Annotated in this window: 16 protein-coding genes and 1 riboswitch; of the genes, 8 read left to right on the forward strand and 8 right to left on the reverse strand. The window is 67.0% G+C overall.

The features are described 5' to 3' along the window. Positions 1-50 precede the first annotated feature (50 nt). From tilS to cysS, 4 genes are read right to left on the reverse strand one after another with little or no spacing between them, the layout of a single operon-like run. Complete coding sequence (gene tilS, locus AC3A6G_RS25035) at positions 51-1,028, reverse strand: tRNA lysidine(34) synthetase TilS (protein WP_487861453.1); 978 nt, start codon at positions 1,026-1,028, stop codon at positions 51-53. Positions 1,029-1,052: 24 nt separating this feature from the next. Next, on the reverse strand, positions 1,053-2,033 hold the full coding sequence (locus tag AC3A6G_RS25040) for an acetyl-CoA carboxylase carboxyltransferase subunit alpha (RefSeq protein WP_487861454.1): 981 nt from the start codon (positions 2,031-2,033) through the stop codon (positions 1,053-1,055). A gap of 16 nt (positions 2,034-2,049) precedes the next feature. After that, positions 2,050-2,703, reverse strand: coding sequence for a DNA-3-methyladenine glycosylase family protein (locus AC3A6G_RS25045; RefSeq protein WP_487861455.1), 654 nt, complete (start codon positions 2,701-2,703; stop codon positions 2,050-2,052). A 17-nt stretch (positions 2,704-2,720) separates the two neighbouring features. Further along, positions 2,721-4,097: a cysteine--tRNA ligase gene (gene cysS / locus AC3A6G_RS25050; protein WP_487861456.1), complete on the reverse strand. Its 1,377-nt coding sequence runs from the start codon at positions 4,095-4,097 to the stop codon at positions 2,721-2,723. Positions 4,098-4,291: 194 nt separating this feature from the next. On the opposite strand from cysS, the gene AC3A6G_RS25055 reads away from it, so the two are divergent. The 5 genes from AC3A6G_RS25055 (at position 4,292) to AC3A6G_RS25075 (ending at position 7,707) form a co-directional block, all read left to right on the forward strand. Continuing rightward, positions 4,292-4,885, forward strand: a complete 594-nt coding sequence (locus AC3A6G_RS25055) for a tetratricopeptide repeat protein (protein ID WP_487864398.1) — start codon at positions 4,292-4,294, stop codon at positions 4,883-4,885. A 67-nt stretch (positions 4,886-4,952) separates the two neighbouring features. Continuing rightward, positions 4,953-5,567: a peptidylprolyl isomerase gene (locus AC3A6G_RS25060; RefSeq protein ID WP_487861458.1), complete on the forward strand. Its 615-nt coding sequence runs from the start codon at positions 4,953-4,955 to the stop codon at positions 5,565-5,567. A gap of 32 nt (positions 5,568-5,599) precedes the next feature. Continuing rightward, entirely contained in the window at positions 5,600-6,112 is a 513-nt protein-coding gene (locus AC3A6G_RS25065) for a peptidylprolyl isomerase (protein WP_487861459.1), read from the forward strand. 29 nt (positions 6,113-6,141) lie between these two features. Next, on the forward strand, positions 6,142-6,912 hold the full coding sequence (locus AC3A6G_RS25070) for a UDP-2,3-diacylglucosamine diphosphatase (protein ID WP_487861460.1): 771 nt from the start codon (positions 6,142-6,144) through the stop codon (positions 6,910-6,912). Positions 6,913-6,915: 3 nt separating this feature from the next. After that, positions 6,916-7,707 (forward strand): M90 family metallopeptidase, encoded by a 792-nt coding sequence (locus AC3A6G_RS25075; RefSeq protein WP_487861461.1) that lies wholly within the window; start codon positions 6,916-6,918, stop codon positions 7,705-7,707. 75 nt (positions 7,708-7,782) lie between these two features. Here AC3A6G_RS25075 and AC3A6G_RS25080 read toward each other — a convergent pair whose 3' ends face one another. Further along, complete coding sequence (locus AC3A6G_RS25080) at positions 7,783-10,665, reverse strand: DUF349 domain-containing protein (RefSeq protein ID WP_487861462.1); 2,883 nt, start codon at positions 10,663-10,665, stop codon at positions 7,783-7,785. A gap of 197 nt (positions 10,666-10,862) precedes the next feature. Beyond that, positions 10,863-14,690, reverse strand: a complete 3,828-nt coding sequence (locus AC3A6G_RS25085; RefSeq protein ID WP_487861463.1) for a DUF748 domain-containing protein — start codon at positions 14,688-14,690, stop codon at positions 10,863-10,865. A 570-nt stretch (positions 14,691-15,260) separates the two neighbouring features. Between AC3A6G_RS25085 and AC3A6G_RS25090 the strand changes: the two genes are divergently transcribed. From AC3A6G_RS25090 to nrdR, 3 genes are all read left to right on the forward strand, one after another. Continuing rightward, positions 15,261-16,115: a transglycosylase SLT domain-containing protein gene (locus AC3A6G_RS25090; protein ID WP_487861464.1), complete on the forward strand. Its 855-nt coding sequence runs from the start codon at positions 15,261-15,263 to the stop codon at positions 16,113-16,115. A gap of 40 nt (positions 16,116-16,155) precedes the next feature. After that, positions 16,156-16,283, forward strand: a riboswitch (ZMP/ZTP riboswitch). A 41-nt stretch (positions 16,284-16,324) separates the two neighbouring features. Beyond that, a complete protein-coding gene (gene glyA / locus AC3A6G_RS25095) occupies positions 16,325-17,569 on the forward strand; it encodes a serine hydroxymethyltransferase (RefSeq protein WP_487861465.1) in 1,245 nt (414 codons plus the stop codon). A 24-nt stretch (positions 17,570-17,593) separates the two neighbouring features. Then, positions 17,594-18,037, forward strand: coding sequence for a transcriptional regulator NrdR (nrdR, locus tag AC3A6G_RS25100; protein ID WP_106934830.1), 444 nt, complete (start codon positions 17,594-17,596; stop codon positions 18,035-18,037). Between the two features lie 48 nt (positions 18,038-18,085). Here nrdR and AC3A6G_RS25105 read toward each other — a convergent pair whose 3' ends face one another. Both AC3A6G_RS25105 and AC3A6G_RS25110 read right to left on the reverse strand, forming a co-directional pair. Further along, positions 18,086-18,550 (reverse strand): type IV pilin protein, encoded by a 465-nt coding sequence (locus tag AC3A6G_RS25105; RefSeq protein WP_487864397.1) that lies wholly within the window; start codon positions 18,548-18,550, stop codon positions 18,086-18,088. A 17-nt stretch (positions 18,551-18,567) separates the two neighbouring features. After that, positions 18,568-19,962, reverse strand: coding sequence for a pilus assembly protein (locus AC3A6G_RS25110; RefSeq protein ID WP_487874826.1), 1,395 nt, complete (start codon positions 19,960-19,962; stop codon positions 18,568-18,570). Between the last annotated feature and the right edge of the window lie 83 nt (positions 19,963-20,045).

Raw genomic sequence — 20,045 nt, forward strand, 5'->3', positions numbered from 1 at the left:
GCCGCCCCACCCGACCCTTGCCGGTGTGCGGGCGCGCGCCCTGCAAGCCGTCAGCGCGAAGCCTCGGGCGAGGGCCGGAAATTGTACCAATGCAGCCGATCGTCCCGCCGCTCGATGAAGCCCGTGCCCACCTTGAGATGGATCCGGTGGCCGCGCGTGGTGCATGCGCGAACCTGGTCGAGCAACTGCTCGAGCTGCGCGGCGCTCGGCGTGGCGCCATGCGCCTGCAGCAGCCAGTGCCGCAGCAGGTTGGCCTGGCGCGCGCGCGGCAGTGCCTGCAGGCCCGCGATGCGGGGTGGGTCTCCCGCCGCGGCCAGGTCCTGCGCGGCCAGGTCGCCGAGCAGCTGTTGCGCCTGCGCTGCGTGGCCGATGCTGCGCGCGAAGGTGCTGCGGAACTGCGGAAAGGCCCGTTCGAGCGCCGGCAGCAGCACGGCGCGGATGCGGTTGCGCGTGTAGCGCTCGTCGCCATTGGTCGGGTCCTCGATCCAGGGCAGATTGACGCCCCGGAGCCACGCTCGAATGTCCGTGCCGGGCACGGACAGCAGCGGCCGGTAGATCTCGAGGCCGTGGCGCTGCGCGCGTGCAGGCATTGCTGCCAGGCCCGGAAGCCCCGCGCCTCGCGACAGCGCGAGCAGCAGGGTCTCGACCTGGTCGTCGGCATGGTGGCCAAGCGCCAGCGCGCGGACCGGGCCCGGTGCCGCCACCTCGCGGGCGATGGCCGCGAAGGCCGCGTAGCGGGCACGGCGTGCGCTGTCTTCGGGGCTGTCGCCGCTCGCATGCCGCGCATCGACGCGGCGCACCACGAGCGGCACGCCGAGGCGTTCGCAAATGGCTGCGCAATGCCGCTCGAATTCATCGGCGGCGGCTTGCAGCCCGTGGTGCACGTGAAAGGCGACCACCTGGCCCGGCCAGGCGGAGGCACAGGCCGCGAGCAGCGCCGTCGAATCGGCGCCGCCGCTGAAGCCCACCGCCAGCGGCAGGTGCGCCGGCTCGAACGCGGCCATGGCGCGTTCGAAGGCTTCGTTCATGGGGCGGAGGGTGGCCGGGGGCTTTTACCTGCCGGCGTCGGCCTTGGTGTCGTTGTAGCGCCCGTAGCTTTGCAGGCGCTCGTAGCGGCGGTCGAGCAGTTCCTTGGGCTTCAGGTCGCTGACCTGGCGGAACGCATCGTTGAGCGCGCGCTTCAGGAAGGCGGCCATCTGGCGGTGGTCGCGGTGCGCCCCGCCGACTGGCTCGTTCACGATCTTGTCGACGAGGCCGAGGGCCTTGAGCCGGTGCGCCGTGATGCCGAGCGCATCGGCGGCTTCCTGGGCCTTGTCGCTGGTCTTCCAGAGGATCGATGCGCAGCCTTCGGGGCTGATCACCGAATAGACCGAGTACTGCAGCATCAGGACCTGGTCGCCCACCGAGATGGCGAGCGCACCGCCCGAGCCGCCTTCGCCGATGATGGTGACGATGATCGGCACTTCGAGCTGCGCCATCTCGTAGATGTTGCGACCGATCGCTTCGGACTGGCCGCGCTCCTCGGCATCGATGCCGGGGTAGGCGCCGGGCGTGTCGACGAAGGTGAAGACCGGCAGCTTGAACTTCTCGGCCGTCTTCATGAGGCGCAGCGCCTTGCGGTAGCCCTCGGGCTTGCTCATGCCGAAGTTGCGCGCCGTGCGCTCCTTGGTGTCGCGGCCCTTCTGGTGGCCGAGCACCATGCAGGGCGTGCCGTTGAAGCGCGCGAGCCCGCCCACGATCGACAGGTCGTCGGAGAAGTGCCTGTCGCCGTGCAGTTCGACGAAGTCGGTGAAGATCTCGTTGACGTAGTCGAGCGTGTAGGGCCGCTCCTGATGCCGTGCGATCTTGGTGATCTGCCAGGGCGTCAGGTCGCTGTAGATGTCCTTGGTGAGTTGCTGGCTCTTCTTGCCGAGCTGGTCGATCTCTTCGGAGATATCGACCGCGGATTCGGTCTGTACATAGCGCAGTTCTTCGATCTTGGTTTCGAGCTCCGCGATGGGCTGCTCGAAGTCGAGGAAGGTTCGTTTTGCCAACGTCTTCTCCTGTTGTTCAATACGCGACTGGCACGGGATCCAGCGATCGCCAAATATACCAAGTCGCCACGCTGCAAAAAGGCGCCCAGGCCACGGCGACGTCGCGGGCGTCGCTGCGGCTCACGGGATCGCCCGAGAAGTAGTTCACGCTGATGCCGTTGAGCAGGCCCAGGTCGTCCACCGGCAGCACGTTGGGGCGCATCAGGTGGAAGATAAGGAACATCTCGGCGGTCCAGCGGCTGATGCCGCGGATCGCCACGAGCTCGTCGACGATGAGCTCGTCCGACATGTCCTTCCACGCGTCGACGTGCACCGCGCCCGAATCGAAGTGGATCGCGAGGTCGACCAGGTATTCGATCTTGCGCGCCGAGAGCCCCGCCGCGCGCATGTCGTCGACCTTGACCTTGAGCACGTTGGCCGGGGTCAGCTTGCGCGGCAATGCGGCAAAGCGATCCCAGACCGACTGCGCGGACTTCACCGAGATCTGCTGGCCGACGATGCTGCGCGCGAGCGTGGTGAACGCATCGCCGCGCGACTCGAGGCAGGCGTCGCCGAACTTCGGTATCAGGCGCTTCATCACCCGGTCCTTCTTGGCCAGGTGCTTGCAGGCCTCTTCCCAGTAGTCGGGCGTGTAGATCTGTACCACTGCCGACTTCCTGGACGCAGGCATGGGGTTGGTGGTCCCGTTCACTGCGCGGCGGCCCAGGTGGTGCCGGTCGGCGAATCCTTGAGCACGATGCCCTGCGCGAGAAGGTCGCTGCGGATGCGGTCGGCCTCGGCGAAGTTCTTCGCGGCCTTGGCGGCGGCGCGTGCGTCGATCAGCGACTGGATGGTGGCTTCGTCGAGCGTGGTGCCTGCCTGGAGAAATGCCTTCGGATCGCCTTGCAGCAGCCCCAATGTGCCGGCCAGCGCCTTGAGGAGGCCCGCGGACTCGGCGGACTTCGTGCGGTTGACTTCGCCGGCCAGCTCGAACAGCACGGCGATGGCCTCGGGCGTGCCGAAATCCTCGTCCATCGCCGCCTTGAAGCGCGCTGCATGGGGTTGCGCCCAGTCGATGGACACGGTGGCAGGCGCCACCAGATCGAGGGCGGTGTACAGCCGCTTGAGCGAGTTGCGCGCATCGTCCAGATGCGCATCGCTGTAGTTGAGCGCGCTGCGGTAGTGCGTGCGCACGAGGAAGAAGCGCAGGCTTTCCGCGTCGTACTTCTGCAGCACTTCGCGGATCGTGAAGAAGTTGCCCAGGCTCTTGGACATCTTCTCGTTGTCTACGCGAACAAAGCCGTTGTGCACCCAGAAGCGCGCAAGCGGCTTGCCGTTGGCACCTTCGCTCTGCGCGATTTCGTTCTCGTGGTGCGGAAACTGCAGGTCTGCCCCGCCGCCGTGGATGTCGAAGGTCTCGCCGAGCGTGGCGCAGCTCATGGCCGAGCATTCGATGTGCCAACCCGGGCGGCCCATGCCAAAAGGGCTTTCCCACTTGGCATCGTCGGGCTCGTTCGGCTTGGCGGACTTCCACAACACGAAATCGAGCGGATCCTGCTTGCCGTCGAGCACCGCCACGCGTTCGCCCGCGTGCAGTTCGTCGAGCGACTTGCCCGAGAGCTTGCCGTAGCCCGGGAACTTGCGCACCGCGTAGTTCACGTCGCCGTTGTCGGAACGGTAGGCGAGGCCCTTCTGCTCCAACGTTTCGATGATGCCGACCATCTGCGGCACGTATTCGGTGGCGCGCGGCTCGATGGTGGGCGGTTCGATGCGAAGCGCGCCGATGTCTTCGTGCATGGCCGCGACCACCTCGTCGGTCAGCGCGCGGATGGAGATGCCACGCTGGACCGCACGGGCAATGATCTTGTCGTCGATGTCGGTGATGTTGCGCACATAGGTCACGGCATAGTCGCTCGCGCGCAGCCAGCGCTGCACCACGTCGAACGCCATCATCATGCGGGCGTGTCCGATGTGGCAGAGGTCATAGACCGTCATGCCGCACACGTACATGCGCACCTGGCCCGGTTGCAATGGGGAGAACTCCTCCAGTTCACGCGAGAGCGTGTTGTAGATGCGCAGACTCATGAGGTTCGAAAAGCGTCGCTTCGCGCACGTACGGCACGGGCGAACGACGGGGTATTTCAGGGGTGGCGGGGCAGTGGCTGCGAGGGGATGGAGATGGCCCCTCGGCTACAATCATCGCAGTATAAACGGCTGCCTGCCGTGTGCATGCCGGGTGTTTTCGAGGCCCGCGTTCCCCAACCCTGCCCCGAGGCTTCATGAAGCACGTCGCGTTCTCCAGACTCACCGCCATCGCCTTCGCATTGCTCATCGGGCTGTGCAGCGTTGCCGCGCACGCCAACGACTACGACGAAGTGAATCAGCTGCTGCGGCAGGGCAAGTCGAGCGAGGCGCTGGCCAAGGCCGACGCCTACATTGCCGGCAAGCCGCGCGATCCGCAGATGCGCTTCTTGCGCGGCGTGATCCTCACCGAGCAGAAGAAGCAGAACGAGGCGATCACCGCGTTCACGCAGCTCACGCAAGATTTCCCCGAACTGCCCGAGCCCTACAACAACCTCGCTGCGCTCTATGCCGCGCAGAGCAAGTTCGACCAGGCACGCGCCGCACTCGAGCAGGCGCTCAGGCTCAACCCCAATTACGCCACGGCGCACGAGAACCTCGGCGACGTCTATGCGCGCCTTGCAGCGCAGGAGTACATCCGCGCGCAGCAGTTCGCGAGCACCACCACCAGCGTCGCGCCGAAGCTGGCGCTGATCCGCCAGATCTTCACGCCCAAGGCCGAAGCCGAGGCCGCAGCGCTGCCGGCTGCGCCGCCCGAAGCCCGCAAGCCGGTTGGCCGCGTGAGCAAGTAGCCTGCAGCCGTGCCGATTGCACCGCGACAGCGTCGCTGATCCCGATTCGCGCCCCCATCTTTTGTCCATGGAGCCTTCCTTGAACGTCCAAGCCTTTTCCCTGTCCGTTCGCTTCAGCCGCCGCGGCGCCCTTGTGCTCGCCGCAGCGATGGCCTTCGCCGGTGCCGCTCACGCGCAGCAGGCTGCTCCGCGCGTGAAGCTCGCCACCACGGCCGGCGACATCGTGCTCGAAATCGATCCGGCCAAGTCGCCCAAGACCGTCGAGAACTTCCTGCAGTACGTCAAGGACAAGCATTACGACGGCACCGTGTTCCATCGCGTGATCGACGGCTTCATGATCCAGGGCGGCGGCTTTACGCCCGATATGCAACAAAAGCCAACACGCGCGTCGATCCCGCTCGAGGCCTCCAACGGCCTGAAGAACGACCGCTACACCATCGCGATGGCGCGCACCGGCAACCCCAATTCGGCCACCTCGCAGTTCTTCATCAACGTGAAGAACAACGACTCGCTCAATGCTCCCAATCCCGACGGCCATGGCTACGCCGTGTTCGGCAAGGTGGTGAGCGGCACCGACGTGGTCGACAAGATCCGCACCGTACAAACCGGTAACAAGGGCGGCATGCAGAACGTGCCGCTCGAACCGATCATCATCAAGTCGGCCACGCTGCTGGCGAAGTAATTTCCAAGCATCCGAAGAAAGAAGGAATCCCCATGACCAATCCCAAAGTCGAACTGCACATCAAGAACCATGGCGTGATCACGCTCGAACTCGACAGCGCCAAGGCGCCGAAGTCGGCCGAGAACTTCGTCAACTACGTGAAGAACGGCCACTACGACAACACGGTGTTCCACCGCGTGATTCCCGGCTTCATGGTGCAAGGCGGCGGCTTCGAGCCCGGCATGAAGCAAAAGCCCACGGGCGCCGAGATCGAGAACGAAGCCAACAACGGCCTCAAGAACGACAACTACACGGTGGCCATGGCCCGCACGAGCGCGCCGCACTCGGCCACCGCCCAGTTCTTCATCAACATCGCCGACAACGGTTTCCTGAACCACACCGCACCGTCCGCCCAGGGCTGGGGTTATGCGGTGTTCGGCAAGGTCACCGGCGGTACCGACGTGGTCGACAAGATCAAGGCCGTGAAGACGGGCCGCAAGGGCTTCCACGACGACGTGCCCCTCGAGGACGTGGTGATCGAGAAGGCCGTGCTCGTTTCGGAATAACGCAAAACAAGCGGGCACACGGCATGGGCATGGCGGCGAAACCGGCGTTCAAGGAGCTCATCGCCCCGCCCGCCTGGCGCACTGTCGACCTGCTCTCCGACCTGCACCTGCAGGCCGGCGAGCCCGCCACCTTCGAAGCCTGGCGCGGCTACCTCGAGACCACGCCGGCCGATGCGCTGATCATCCTCGGCGACCTGTTCGAGGTGTGGGTCGGCGACGACTGCGCCGCCCTGCCCGGCTTCGAGGCCGATTGCGCCGAGCTGCTGCGCCGCACGGCCGAGCGGCTGCCGGTGTATGTGATGCACGGCAATCGCGACTTCCTCATCGGTCCGGCGCTCGCCGCTCAGTGCGGCTTCACGCTGCTCGATGATCCGACAGTGCTGGTGCTGCACGGCGAGCGATGGCTGCTGAGCCATGGCGATGCGCTGTGCCTCGACGACACCGACTACCTGCGCTTTCGCGCCCAGGTGCGCACGCCCGAATGGCAGGCCGCGTTCCTTGCGCGGCCACTGGCCGAGCGGCGGGCGCTCGCACGGTCGATGCGCGCGCAAAGCGAGGACCGCAAGCGCGATCCCGCGGCACTCTGGGCCGACGTGGACGCGGGTGCTGCGCGCGAATGGCTGCAGCAGGCCCGCGCGCGCACGCTGGTGCATGGTCACACGCACCAGCCGGCCGATCATGATCTGGGCGAGGGCCTGCGACGCATGGTGCTCAGCGACTGGGACGTCGCGGCGCATCCCCCGCGCGCGCAGCTGCTTTGCCTTTCGGCCGCGGGCGCACAACGCGTCGACCTGCGCTAGCCGATGTTCAAGTGGCTGCGCCGGCTGCGCGCCCTGCCCCCGATCCCCGATGCCGCTTGGCAGGCCACGCTCGCGCGCTATGCGTTTCTGCGCGAACTGCCTGCGGCCGACCAGGAGCGGCTGCGCGCCTTCACGGCCGAGTTCCTGCGCGACAAGGAATTCCATGGCACGCAAGGTTTCGTGATCACCGACGAGGTGGCACTCGCAATTGCCGCGCAGGCGGTGCTGCCGGTACTTCACCTCAAGGGGGGGCTCGACTGGTATGCCGATTTCGTCGGCATCGTGGTTCACCCGTCGGAGGTGGTCGCGCGCCGCAAGGTGGTCGACGAAGCGCAGGTGGTGCACGAGTACGACGAGGTGGTCGCCGGCGAGGCCATGGACCGCGGGCCGGTGATGCTGAGCTGGCAGGACGTGCTGGCCAGCGGCATCACGCGCGACGGCGGCTACAACGTCGTGATCCACGAGTTCGCGCACAAGATCGACATGCGCGGCGGCGACGCCGACGGCTGCCCGCCGCTGCCGCCCGGCTTCGGCGGCAAGCGCAACGCGCGCGAGGCCCGCGCCGCCTGGCTCGCCGTGCTGCAGCCGGCCTACGAGGATTTTCGCGAGAAGACCATCCTGGCCGAACGCTTCGGCGCCGAGCCGCCGTGGCTCGACGACTATGCGGCCACCTCGATCAGCGAGTTCTTCGCGGTGGCGTGCGAAGCCTACTTCGTGAACCGCGCCAATTTCGGCCGCGACTTTCCAACGGTGCTCGCGCTGTTCGACGCGTTTTTCGGCCGCCGCAGCACCTGATCGCCCTGCATCGCGCAAAAGAAAAAGCGCCCGTCGCGGGCGCTTTTTCTCGTCAGCCTTCAGGCTCGGCGCGGCCTACTTCCGCAACAGTGCCTTGAGCGCATTCTGCAGCCGGCGCGCGGTCGCCGGATCGTGCGGCGCGGCCAGCACCTTGCCGGCGTCCTGGCCCCAGGTCTGTGCCGGCGTGGGATCGCCGCGCTTGGTCAGCAGCTTGAGCTGAAGCGCGCGGCGCGCGTCGATCTGCTCGGCGGGCGTCGGCACTTCGGCCGCCATCTCGAGGCGCAACAGCGCTTCAGACGCTTCGTCGGCTGCCGCCTTGGGCGGCGAGCCCACGGCCTGCGACCAGCCGCTGCGCACCGCCGGCGACACCGCGCGTCCGAGTTCCTGGACGTTCGGCAGCCGCGAGGCGTCGCGCTGCTCCCAGGCGCCGAGCACTTGCGTCAGCGCTTCGCCGTGGGCCTGCGCCGCGAGCTTGCGCAGCGACAGTTCGGCGCGCTCTAGCGCTTCGCGCTGGGCGCGGAACGCTGCATCGCCGAGCCGCGGTCCTCGGTCTTCGAAGCGGGGCGGACGGTCGCCGAAGCGTCCGCCCGGCGCGCCGCGGTCGCCGCGGGCATCGCCGCGCGGCGGTGCGCCGCGGTCGCCCGGGCGGCCTGGACCACCAGGACCCGGCCGGCCGCCATCGCGACGGTCGCCAAACCGGCCGCCGGCGCCGCGACCCGCGGGCGCGGCCGCCTCGTTCCTGCGGCTGCCGGGACGGTCGTCGCCGCGCATCGCCACGACCGGCTTGGGCGCCGGCTTCGGTGGCGCCTTGGCTTCTTCGGAACCGGCGGGCTCGGCACCTTCTTCGCGCGCTTCGCTGTCGGCGCGCGCGGAACTGTCGGCACCTTCGGCCGGTGCAACAAGATCGCCGCCGGCGGTCGGCGCGGCTGCCGCCGGCGTGCCCGGCTGGGCCTCGGCATCGCTGGGTGCGGGCGCCTGCTCGGCGCTTTCGCCGAATTCGGCCGCGGCCTGGCCGGGCGCGACCTGTTCGGTGGCGCCGACCGACGGACCGTCGGCGGACGCTGCGGCCGCGGGCTTCGCAGCCGGTGCCGGCGCGGGGGCCGGCGGTGGCGCCTCACCGCGCAGCGCGGCTTCGAGACGCGCGATGGCCGCGCGGATCTTCTGGGCGTCGCCCTCGGCATTGGCGGCGTCGAGCGCCTTGGAAGCCTCGAGCACGTGGCGGTCGTGCTCGCTCATCGCGGCGGAGGCCTTTTCGCGCTCGGCGGTCTTGCGGTTGAAGGCGTCGTCGATCGGCGCGCGGAACGCATCCCAGAGCTTCTGCTCGTGGCGGCGGTCGAGCGGCACGCTTTGGGCTTCCGCCTGCCAGCGCTGCTGCAGCGCCTTGACGGCATCGATGCGCAGCATGGGCTGGGCACCGAGCTCGGTGGCCTCGGCGATCATGGCCTGGCGCCGGTCGATGCTGGCCTTCTGCGCCGCCTCGATCGGCGCACGCGCCGCACCGAAGGCCTCGTTCCACTGCGGCTGCAGTTCGGCGAAGACCTTCTCGCCGACATGCCCGCCATCGCGCCAGCGGTCGGCGAACTGATGCAGCGCGCGGTTGTGCGCCTTCAGGTCTGTGGGTTCGGCATTGGCTGCCGCCCAGGCACGCACCTCCTCGATCAGGGCAACGCGGTGGGCACGATGTTCGGCCGCATCGGCGCGCACCTTTTCGAGCCAGGCTTCGACCACCTTGTGGGCTTCGTTGCACGCTTCGTCGAAGCGCTTCCAGAGCGCATGGTTCGGTACGCCGCCTTGGTCGGCCTGCTTCCACTGGTCGCGCAGCGAGCGCAGCGTTTCCTGCATCTTGCGGCCGCCGAGCGCCTGGCCTTCGGGGCGCTTGAGCAGGCCTTCGGCCTTGGCGACAAGGTCTTCGCGCACCTTGTCGGCGCTCCAGCGCTGCCAGCCTTCGAGTTCGCCGGCCGCCACCAGCGCCGCATGCACGCGCGCTTCGAGCGGCGCATCGACCAGCTTGCCGTGCTCCTTGAGCACCGCACGCAGTGCGGCGGCAGCGCCGGCGCTGGCCTTGCCGTGGCCTTCGGCCGTTTCCTGCTCCAGCTTGACGAGCGCAGCCTGCACGGCCTCCTGGGCGGCGGCACGCACGGCCGGATCGACCTTGGGTGCCGCGGGCTTGGCAGGCGCCGCCTTCGGCGCCACCACCTCGCCGCGGGCGGCGCGAAGTTCGTCGGCCCACACGGGCACCGGCGGCAGCGGCGCTGCTGCATCTCCGGCCGCGGCCTGCGCCTGCGCCAGTGCCGCGTGGAACGCGTCGGACACCACGAGCAACTGGGCCTTCGACGATTCGAGCTGCGGCGCAAAGCGCGCGTCGAGACTGTTCCAGTTGGGGTCGGCCGTGATCTCGCCGGCCTGCTGCTGCCAATGGGCCACGTCGTTGCGCAGCGACTCCTCGGCGGCCTGGGCGTCCTGCCAGCCCTTGGTCGACAGCACCTCGAAGCGCTGGGCGAGCAGCACTGCGGCCTCGCGATGCACCTGCGCGCGATGCTGCAGGTCTTCGATGCCCTTCACACGGTCGGCCAGTTGCACCTTGAACCCGGCGAGCGGTTCGCGCGACAGGGGTGCGCCGGCCTTGGCGGCATCGCGCTGCCAGGCCAGTGCATCGGCGATGTTGAGCTTGGGCTGGGCCAGCAGCGCTTCTGCTTTTTGCGCCCATTCGGCCGCGATGGCCTCCTGGCCCTTGGCGCGCTTGAGCTCGTCGAGCTTTTCGCGCAGCAGGCGGGCCGCGCCCTTGTCGCGGCCGCTCAGCTCCTTGAAGACCTCCTGCATCTGCTCGGGCGCGGGATTGCCCGCGAGCCATTCGCGGATGCGCGCAGCGCGCTCGCCGGAAGTCGGCGCGGTGAAGGCGCCGCCGGTGAGCGTGTCGAGGGCTTGGAGGTCGTTGGGCTTGGAAGAAGTAGAGGTCACTTGCGCGAGTCGTTGTCTGAAGAGAGAAAGCGAAGGCGCCGGCAAAGGCCGGCGCACGCGACATTTTCACCCACTTGGGGGCGCGGCGTTGAATTCCACGGCGCAACTGAAGCTAAAAGACGCTGGAATCGTGGCGCGCTGCCCGCATATGGGCTGGCTGCGACCGAAACCCTCGGCCGGCCAGCGTTGCACTGTTTCTACCTCATGGCCAGATCGAGTTCAGCGCCGGGCTTCCAATCGGCGCCACTCGCCTTGGTCTTGACGGCGCCCAGGAACAGCCGCTCGCTCGCAAGCTTCTGTGCCAGCAGGTAGTCGCGCACGACGGCGCCGCGCTCCACGGCGAGTTGCCGGATCGACTCCTCGTCGACCGGGATGCTCGCGAGCAGCAGGTCTTCCATCTCCTTGACCGGCAGGTCCCGGGTCAGGCCGACCATGTTGCGCGGCTTGGTGATGTCGGCACGCTTGTAGACGGCCGCCAGCAGTTCGGGGTATTCGGCGTCGGTGACGGGCGGCACTTCGGTGCCCGCCTGCCCGCCGCGCACCGCGATGCGTCGCTTCTCGGCCTGCGCGAGCTGGCGCAGGCGCTGGCGCTGGTAGGCATCGCGTTCGCGCTCCAGGCTCGCGGTGCCGACCACCGTCATCTGCAGCGTGGGACGCTCGGTCAGCGCCTTGGCGACCTTGTCGAGGCTCTGTCTGGCGCTGTCGCCGAGCACCGCGCTGCCGGGCTCGAAGGCAATGGTGCTCGATTCGCCGCTGCCGCCGCCGAGCCCGCCGGTCAGCAGGCTGAACGGCGAAGTCACCGCCTTGACGATGAGGTTGACCACTGCCTTGAAGATCAGCGGGCCGATGCTGAACTGCGGATCGTTGAGCGAGCCGCTGAGCGGCAAGTCGACGTCGATCACGCCGTTGCGGTCGGCCAGCAGGGCCACCGCGAGCCGCACCGGCAGGCTGTTCGGCGCGCCTTCGACGGCGTCGCCGAACTGCAGCTGATTGAGCACCAGCTTGTTGCTGGCCGTGAGCTGCCCGTCGGGCGCCACCTTGTAGTTGACGTCCATGCTCATCTTGCCTCGATTGATCCCATGGCCGGCGTAGCGCACCGCGTACGGTGACAGCGGCGCCAGGTCGAGATCGCGCATCTTGGCGGTGATGTCGAGTTCGAGCGGCTTGGCGAGCGGGTTGAGCTTGCCGGTGATCTCGAGCGCGGCGGTCTGCTGCGCCTTGCCGCGCAGTTCGAGGGCGGCGAGCGCGGGGCGTCCGCCCTCGCCCTTCGGCGGGTCGGACGAAAAGGCGCTGAGCCGGCCGGTCAGCTCGCTCAGGTCGGCCGAGTAATTGGGCTTGACGAACAGGTCGGTGAAGTCGATCTTGCCATTCACCAGGCTCATCGGGCCGAAGTTGATGACCGGCTTGGGCCCGGTGTCGGCCTCGGCCTGCGCAACGGCAGCGGGCGGCGCTGCCGGCGCGGGCGTGGGGCTGCCGCCCACCATGGCTTCGGCCGACAGCGGCGCGCCGCCCGCACGCGGCTGCTGCGGCTGGGGCTGCGTGGGGCCGCGCGTCGTGGTCGTGGTGCCGCCCAGGCTGCGACGGGTTTCGGCCGCGGCCGCGGTCGCGGCGTTCGCCTCGGCCTCGCCCTTCTTGGTGAGGCTCAACAGGTTCAGCTGGCCGTTCGGATCGACGATCACACGGGCGAAGAAGTCGGTGAGCGTGGTCTCGCGCACATCCACCGTGGGTGCGGCCTTGGGCGCCAGGCCCACCTGCAAGCCGCGCAAGCTCAAGGTCTTCCAGCTCAGCAGCTGGTTGTTGTTGCGGTCGAACCCCGGCGACTGTGTGAGCGAGGTGCTGTTGGCGCGGAAATCGTCGAGGGCCGTGTCGCCGGCCAGCTTGAGGCTCATGCCGGCAGGCGCGCTCGAATAGCTCACAGTGCCACGGTAGCTCAGGAAGGCCCGGCGGATATCGACGTTCAGCGCGTCGGCGTAGTACGCCTTGAACGCATGCGCCGGGAACGAACCCACTTCGAGCCGGCCTTCGGCGGCCAGCGGCTTGAGCACGACGTGGCCCTTGTAGTCGAAGCGGCCCGGATCGGCCCGGCGTCCCGAACCGATGCGCCCCGACACCTGGAGCGGCGACTTGACGGCCGTCTCGGGCGCGAGCTTCTGCGCCTGCAGCTTGAAGGCGGTGATCTCGACCGCAACTGGCGTGGCGCTGGCCTTGTCGGCATAGGAGAGCGTGCCGTTGTCGACCGCCAGGGTGCCGATGGTCAGCGCCCAGGGCTTGGTGTTGGCGCCTGCCGGCGCCGCGCCGGGGCCGCTGCCGGCCGGCTTGGGCGCAGCCACCTTGGCCGGCGCGCCAGCGGCGCCGCCCGCGGGCGCCTTGAGCCAGCGCTCGAACATCCAGCGGCTTTCGCTGTCGCGCTCGACGCGAACCTTGGGATTGGTGGCCGTGAACGAGGCGATGTTCAGCGTGTGCCGGGTCATGTCGACCTCGGCGTCGACCAGCTCGAAGCGGCCGACGCTCGCGAGCGCGGTCTTCTGCTGTGTGAGCGCCAGGCCATCTGCCGCCAGGCGCCGCGCCTTGAACTTGAGTTCGGGCGCGGCCCATGCCACGTCGATCTGGCCACTGAGCTTGCCGTCGAGCGTGGGCTCCAGGCTTTGCGCGAGGTACGGCGCCGCGAGCGACAGCGGCAAGGCCTCGACCTCGGTCTGGACATTCGCGGCCTTGTCGGTCGCATCGCCCTTGAACCGGAGCGTGGCGCCGGCCACCGCCGTGCTGCCGCTGAACTGGGCCGGCTTTTCCATCGGCCATGTGATGCCGGCAAGCTCGATGCCGAGCGCCGTGGCCTGGATCGCCGCCGCAGGCTGCACCGTCTCGTCGCGCCAGCCGATCCGGCCGCCGCTCAATGCCACCTTGTCGACCTGGACCCGGAGCTTCGGCTTCGGGGGTGCCTTGCCGTCCGGCGCGCTCGCCGCCGGGGCCGGCACAGCCGCCACCTTCTCGGGCGCACCGCCCGCGGGATCGGTCGCGAGCAGGTTGAGCCGGCCCTGTGCGTCGCGGGCCACCGCGAGCTGCGGCCCCGCCAGCGCGACTTCGCTCAGGTGGAACACCGATTCGAGCGGACGCACATCGGCCAGCGCGAGCTTGAGCGAATCGAAAGCCAGCAGGTCGCGCCCCCGCGCATCGCCGAGCTTCGCGCCATGCGCTTCGACCGTGCCCGTGATCTTGAGTCCGGCCGTCTCGGCGCGCGCGAAATCGATCTTCAGGTCCGCGTCGAGGGTGCCCGCCTGCAGTTGCACCGGCACGCCGGCCGGGATGTAGCCCAGGTACGGCACCAGGTCGAGCCCCTTGAACTGCACGTGCGCGTCGGTCTTGCGGCTTTCGGCGAACGGCGTGGTGAGTGCGGCCGAATCGAACTGGCTGCCGTTGAGCGAGAAAGCGAGCTTGGGTTCGGTGTCGACGTCGCGCTGGGAGGCCAGGTTGCTCAGGAACGGCACCTTGAGAACGAAATCGCGCAACTCATGCTTGCGCTTGACCGTCTGGTCGTCGAAGTCCACCGCACCGTCGGTGATCGAGATGTTGTAGATCGCGAAGCGCGCGGGCTCCGCGTCAGGGTCCGGCTGCGGGCCGGCGGCGAGCTTCTGGAGGATGTCGTCGATGTCATACCGGCCATCCGCCAGATGCGTGAGCAGGATGGCCGGGGCCTCGACCGTGACGGCGTCAATCACCGGCGCCAGGCGGATGATCGATTGCAGCTCCGCGTCGGCATAGATGCGCTTGATCGCCACCTGCGGCCGGCTGCCGTCCGCCGTGGCGATGCGCAGGTCGTTCAGCGTGACTTCGAGCGTCCAGGGCTTGAAGTCGATCTTGCCGACGGTGACCTGGCGCCCCAGCTCCTCGCTCGCGATCTTCTGCAACTGGCTCTTGGCGATCGGCGGCACCGCGAGCCAGGCAACGGCCCAGAGCCCCAGCACAACCAGCAAGGCGACGATCCCGCGTCGCAACCATTTGTTTTGTTTGAGCGAAGCTGCATCCATCGCGGGAGTGTGCCGCAAAGAAGCGCTGGACCAGAAGCAAGAAAGCCCGGCAACGCGACGTTATGTCTTGTTACCGGGCTTGATGGCGGGCATAAGACCCATGCCATCTTTTCGCGCAACAGGAAGACAAATGGTTCCTGCCGAGCTGGCAGCAAGAGATTGCCGCCTTGGATCCTCCGTCGTTCGAGCCCAACTTGCACAGGGCCGTTCGACTTCGGAAAGCCGCCTGACAAATCAGGCAGGTCCAGATTAGGCGCCTCGCGCCGGCAATGCAACGCCTCTTTATCAGGGTTTTCCCCAAGGCATTGTTTAAACTTGTAATGGCATAAGAATGCAAGTTCATATGCTTGACCGGGTATTTAGCCACGATAGAATCCCGCCTGCTCCTGGCTGTCCATCCAGCAGGAGGTCCCTGGATCCGCCGCCGAATTCCCCCGGCTTGATCAGGCCGCCGCGCTCCCACCCACATCTTCCCTCCTCGCGCGGAGCCTGGTTCGTACCAATCAAGCGCCGCCGCCTCCTTCCATCGCCTCGGCGCTGAGAACAGGTGCCGCATAGAAAGGAAGAGCGATGAACAAGGCGTTTGATGCCACAGCCCGCGGGCTACGGACTTTTCTGTCCGACGTGGCAGACGGCTTTTTTGAAATCACCCACAACGGGTTCGCACTGGTCGGGCTGGCCATCGTGTTCGCGGTGCTCGCGCTCGCGGCACGACCCGACCTGCGCCAGACCGGCGAGGAGCAGCTCATGGGCTGGCTGCAGTCACGCAAGCCACCGCCCGAAGCCACCGACCTCGACGCCTCCGCGATCGTGCGCACCACGGCGGCGAGTCCGGATGACCTGCCCAAGCAGCAGGCAGCGGTAGCCTTCTGGCTCAGCAAGAAGTACCGCGTCGCACCGGAGCCGCTGAGCGTGCTGGTCGCCGAGGCCTATCACCTCGGCAGCCGCACCAAGCTCGACCCGACGCTGATCCTCGCCATCATGGCGATCGAATCGAGCTTCAATCCCTTTGCCCAGAGCCATGTGGGCGCGCAGGGGCTGATGCAGGTCATGACACGCGTGCACGGCGAAAAGTACGAGAGCGCGGGCGGCACGCTCACCGCCTTCGACCCCGTGACCAACATGCGCGTGGGCGTGAAGGTGCTGCAGGAGTGCATTGCGCGCGCCGGTTCCGTCGAAGGCGGCCTGCGCCATTACGTCGGTGCCGCCAACCTCGACGACGACGGCGGCTATGCCAGCAAGGTGCTCGCCGAGCGCGACCGGCTGCTGCAGGTGGCCAATGGCCGCGGCCTCCCGACCATCGTCGTCCCGCCGGTCGTGCGGGCGCAGGCCATCCCGGTTGCGGCGCCGCCCAAGACCGAACAGCCCGCCGATCCTGCGGCAGCGGACGGCCAGAAGGTCGCGCTGCTCTTCGGCGTTTCCTGAGTCCTTCGGCATCGGCAAAAACGCCGGGTGCGCTACACTTGGCGCCGTACGCGACTGGCGATAGGCGCAGCATCCTCACCGGTGCCCCGCGCTGACGTGGAATACCACTGGGAAGCGTGCCGCCTGGCATCCGATACAGGCGTTCAGCCGTTCGCCTGGGCAGCCCTTGTTTGGTTGAAGAACAAGGACCTCGTCTTCAAAGGACTGCCATGTACCAACGCAACATTCTGGTCGAACAGACCGATCCCGAGATCTGGGCCGCCATCCAGGCCGAGACCGCGCGCCAAGAACACCACATCGAGCTGATCGCAAGCGAGAACTACGCTTCGCCGGCCGTCATGGCCGCCCAGGGCTCGCAGCTCACCAACAAATACGCCGAAGGCTACCCGGGCAAGCGCTACTACGGCGGCTGCGAGCACGTCGACGTGGCCGAGCAACTGGCCATCGACCGCATCAAGCAGATCTTCGGTGCCGACGCCGCCAACGTGCAGCCGCATTGCGGCGCCTCGGCCAACGAGGCCGTGATGCTCGCCTTCCTGAAGCCCGGCGACACCATCATGGGCATGAGCCTGGCCGAAGGCGGCCACCTCACCCACGGCATGCCGCTGAACATGAGCGGCAAGTGGTTCAACGTGGTGAGCTACGGCCTGAACGACAAGGAAGAAATCGACTACGACGCGATGGAGCGCAAGGCGCACGAGCACATGCCCAAGCTCATCATCGCGGGTGCCTCGGCCTATTCGCTGCGCATCGACTTCGAGCGCTTCGCGAAGGTGGCCAAGGACGTCGGCGCGATCTTCATGGTCGACATCGCCCACTATGCAGGCCTCGTGGCTGCGGGCGTGTACCCCAACCCGGTGCCCCATGCCGACGTGGTGACCTCCACCACCCACAAGAGCCTGCGCGGCCCGCGCGGCGGCATCATTTTGATGAAGGCGCAGCACGAAAAGGCCATCAACAGCGCCATCTTCCCCGGCCTGCAGGGCGGCCCGCTCATGCACGTGATCGCCGCCAAGGCGGTGGCGTTCAAGGAAGCGATGGCGCCGGAGTTCAAGGCGTACCAGCAGCAGGTGGTCACCAACGCGCGCATCGTGGCCGAAACGCTCACCGCGCGCGGCCTGCGCATCGTGAGCGGCCGCACCGAGAGCCACGTGATGCTCGTCGACCTGCGCGCCAAGGGCATCACCGGCAAGGAAGCCGAAGCCGTGCTGGGCGCCGCCCACATGACGATCAACAAGAACGCGATCCCCAACGACCCCGAGAAGCCGATGGTGACGAGCGGCGTGCGCATCGGCACCCCGGCCATGACCACGCGCGGCTTCAAGGACGAGGAGGCCCGCCTCACCGCGAACCTGGTGGCCGACGTGCTCGAGAACCCCCGCGACACCGCCCACATCGACGCGGTGCGTGCCAAGGTGCACGCGCTAACGAGCCGCTTCCCTGTCTACCGCTGAACGTCATCGGCAAGCGGTGGCCGCATGAAATGCCCTTTTTGCGGTCATCTGGAAACGCAGGTCGTCGAGACCCGCGTCTCGGAAGACGCCGACTTCGTCCGCAGGCGCCGCCAATGCAGTGCCTGCGACAAGCGCTTCACCACCTACGAGCGACCGGACGTCAACTTTCCGGTCGTCGTCAAGAAAGACGGCAGCCGCGCCGATTTCGATTCGTCCAAGGTGCGGGCCTCGATGATGCTCGCGCTGCGCAAGCGGCCGGTGAGCATCGAGCAGATCGACAACGCTCTCCTGCGCATCGAACAGAAGCTGCTCGCGAGCGGCCTGCGGGAAATCGACTCGACCAAGGTCGGCGAACTCGTGATGCGCGAACTCAAGAAGCTCGACAAGGTCGCCTACGTGCGATTTGCATCGGTGTACCGCAGCTTCGAGGACGTGGACGAGTTCAGGCAGCTGCTGCGGGATATCTGAGAGGCTGAGGCTGGCCCGCGGAGGGCGGTGCCAGCCCGCGTTGCCGCATCAGCGGTTCCAGCACGACTGCACCACATCGCTCGAGGCATCGGTGCTGTCGTTGGCCAGCTTCACGCCTTGTTGGTTGACGGTGAGCGTGCCGCATTCGTCGTTGGCCGAGACGCCCTGCGGAACGGCCCGCAGCGTGTAGGTGGTGGCGGTTCTGCCGTCGACATAGCCGATGCTGTAGCTCGCAGTGCCCGACGAAGGGGACTGTGCCAAGCCCGCAGGCAGGTCCACGTCAACGGGCGGATATCGGCCATTGGCCGACATGTAGCGTTCGGTCCATTGCGCCGCCTGCAGCAGTTGCTGCTTCGCATCGGCGCGCTTGGCGCGCAGCACGTAGCGTGAATAGCTCGGGTAGGCGATGGCCGCGAGGATGGCGATCACCGCCACGACGATCATGAGTTCGATGAGGGTGAAACCCCGCGAGCAGGAGTTCGCAAGGATCCAATGCCTGGTCTTCTTGTTCATGGGCAGATCCACGCTCATCAATATGACGAGAACAGGCTGCGCCAGCCGAAGCGGCGTACTGCGTCTGGCCGCTTCACGTCCGTGCAATCTCCTGCTGCGTTGCAGATCACGTCCGCGTTCTTCCCGTCGCCGGGCGGCATGAAGCTGAGATCGTCCCGACCCGAGTAGTTTCGGTACCCGAGATAGAGGCCAGCCGCAGCAGAATCGGCATAGACGATGCCGTCAGGCGCCGAGCCACTGAAGAAGTCGATCAGTAAGGTCCAGCCGTCGTCAGGGGTGCCAGGCGTGCAATCGACGCGGTCAGCAGCAGTGCCTGGGATCGTTGTGGAGAACAATCCAACGCTGTTGCTCAGCACGTCGCCCGGATAGACGATCCGCTCCTTGCTGGTTGGCAATTCGAGATACCAGCCGCGCTTGCCGCTTTCTTCCCGATAGCGCACGCTGTTGTTTGAAACGGTGCGGAACTCGGTGCCGAACCTAGCCTCCCCCGCTTCAGTGCTCAGATCCGTGACCGTCTCGGTGTCGATGGTCTGTTGCACAAGGTCGGTCAGCGCCACAGTATCTGAAGCCGCGCCCGCCCGATCCCATATGCCGTAGAGATATTGAGCGCTGATCGTGCTTTCATCGCCCTCGGCAAACAGTTGACCCGTGCCGAATACCACCATGTAGCCGCCCATAGGATGGTCGACGACCATTGGTGCGGCTGTGATCGGTTGCGTGACGCCAGCTGCGAACAGCGGCAACTTTTTGGGGCCCGAGGCGGTCGCACTCGACTCCATCGCTTTCCAGCTGCTGCTCTCGGCCCCGCTGAGATCGAACTTCCAGAGATTGCCGAGCAGGTCACCTGCATAGACAAGGTCGATCTTGCCATCGCCATTGCGGTCCATCGGCCGCGGAGCGGACAGGCCGTTGGCGGCGCCCGCTACCTGACTGGCCGGCGCTGGAATCTTGAGGATCGATTTGTCTCCGTCGAGGTACTGAATCCAGAGAATCGCTTTCTCGTTCTTGCTGTTGTAGCCGTTGCCCAGGATCAAAGCTCTGCGGCCATTGTTCAATGATGCGACCTGCACTGCTCGTCGCGAGAAGGAGTCGAGCGCGGGTTGCTGGAACTGATAGCCCAAATCGTCGTCCGCGAGGACCGTTGTATCGGCAAGAACGACGCCGGTCGCATTGCGCTCCAGAACATTCTCCGGATTGGTGACGTCAAGCACGAAGTAGCCCCTGCCTCCCGCCCCGAGGGTTCCGACGAGCACCGACTTCCAGAAGTTCTCTTTCAGCTTGCTGTCGTCGGAACCCATGTAGATATCTGCCACGAACGGGCTTCCGTCGACGTAGTACTGATGCGAATACGCTTGCTCGCTGAGCCGCTTGAGAACAGGCGCGTCCGCAGTGCCGTAGAGGCCTGCAGGCACATAAGCTGTTGATTTCCATCCAGAAGTGACCCACTAAGCCCGGCGATTTCCACCTAAATCTGACCCACGTAAGAACCCTAACC

Source organism: Variovorax sp. Soil_C_26 (genome assembly GCF_057657075.1).

Excerpts from the sequence above, each read along its gene's own strand:
- AC3A6G_RS25060 (WP_487861458.1), top strand. The coding sequence starts at position 4,953 with ATGGAGCCTTCCTTGAACGTCCAAGCCTTTTCCCTGTCCGTTCGCTTC.
- AC3A6G_RS25070 (WP_487861460.1), top strand. The coding sequence starts at position 6,142 with ATGGCGGCGAAACCGGCGTTCAAGGAGCTCATCGCCCCGCCCGCCTGG.
- nrdR (WP_106934830.1), top strand. The coding sequence starts at position 17,594 with ATGAAATGCCCTTTTTGCGGTCATCTGGAAACGCAGGTCGTCGAGACC.
- AC3A6G_RS25045 (WP_487861455.1), bottom strand. The coding sequence starts at position 2,703 with ATGCCTGCGTCCAGGAAGTCGGCAGTGGTACAGATCTACACGCCCGAC.
- AC3A6G_RS25065 (WP_487861459.1), top strand. The coding sequence starts at position 5,600 with ATGACCAATCCCAAAGTCGAACTGCACATCAAGAACCATGGCGTGATC.
- AC3A6G_RS25085 (WP_487861463.1), bottom strand. The coding sequence starts at position 14,690 with ATGGATGCAGCTTCGCTCAAACAAAACAAATGGTTGCGACGCGGGATC.
- AC3A6G_RS25055 (WP_487864398.1), top strand. The coding sequence starts at position 4,292 with ATGAAGCACGTCGCGTTCTCCAGACTCACCGCCATCGCCTTCGCATTG.
- glyA (WP_487861465.1), top strand. The coding sequence starts at position 16,325 with ATGTACCAACGCAACATTCTGGTCGAACAGACCGATCCCGAGATCTGG.
- AC3A6G_RS25090 (WP_487861464.1), top strand. The coding sequence starts at position 15,261 with ATGAACAAGGCGTTTGATGCCACAGCCCGCGGGCTACGGACTTTTCTG.
- cysS (WP_487861456.1), bottom strand. The coding sequence starts at position 4,097 with ATGAGTCTGCGCATCTACAACACGCTCTCGCGTGAACTGGAGGAGTTC.
- AC3A6G_RS25075 (WP_487861461.1), top strand. The coding sequence starts at position 6,916 with ATGTTCAAGTGGCTGCGCCGGCTGCGCGCCCTGCCCCCGATCCCCGAT.
- tilS (WP_487861453.1), bottom strand. The coding sequence starts at position 1,028 with ATGAACGAAGCCTTCGAACGCGCCATGGCCGCGTTCGAGCCGGCGCAC.
- AC3A6G_RS25105 (WP_487864397.1), bottom strand. The coding sequence starts at position 18,550 with ATGAACAAGAAGACCAGGCATTGGATCCTTGCGAACTCCTGCTCGCGG.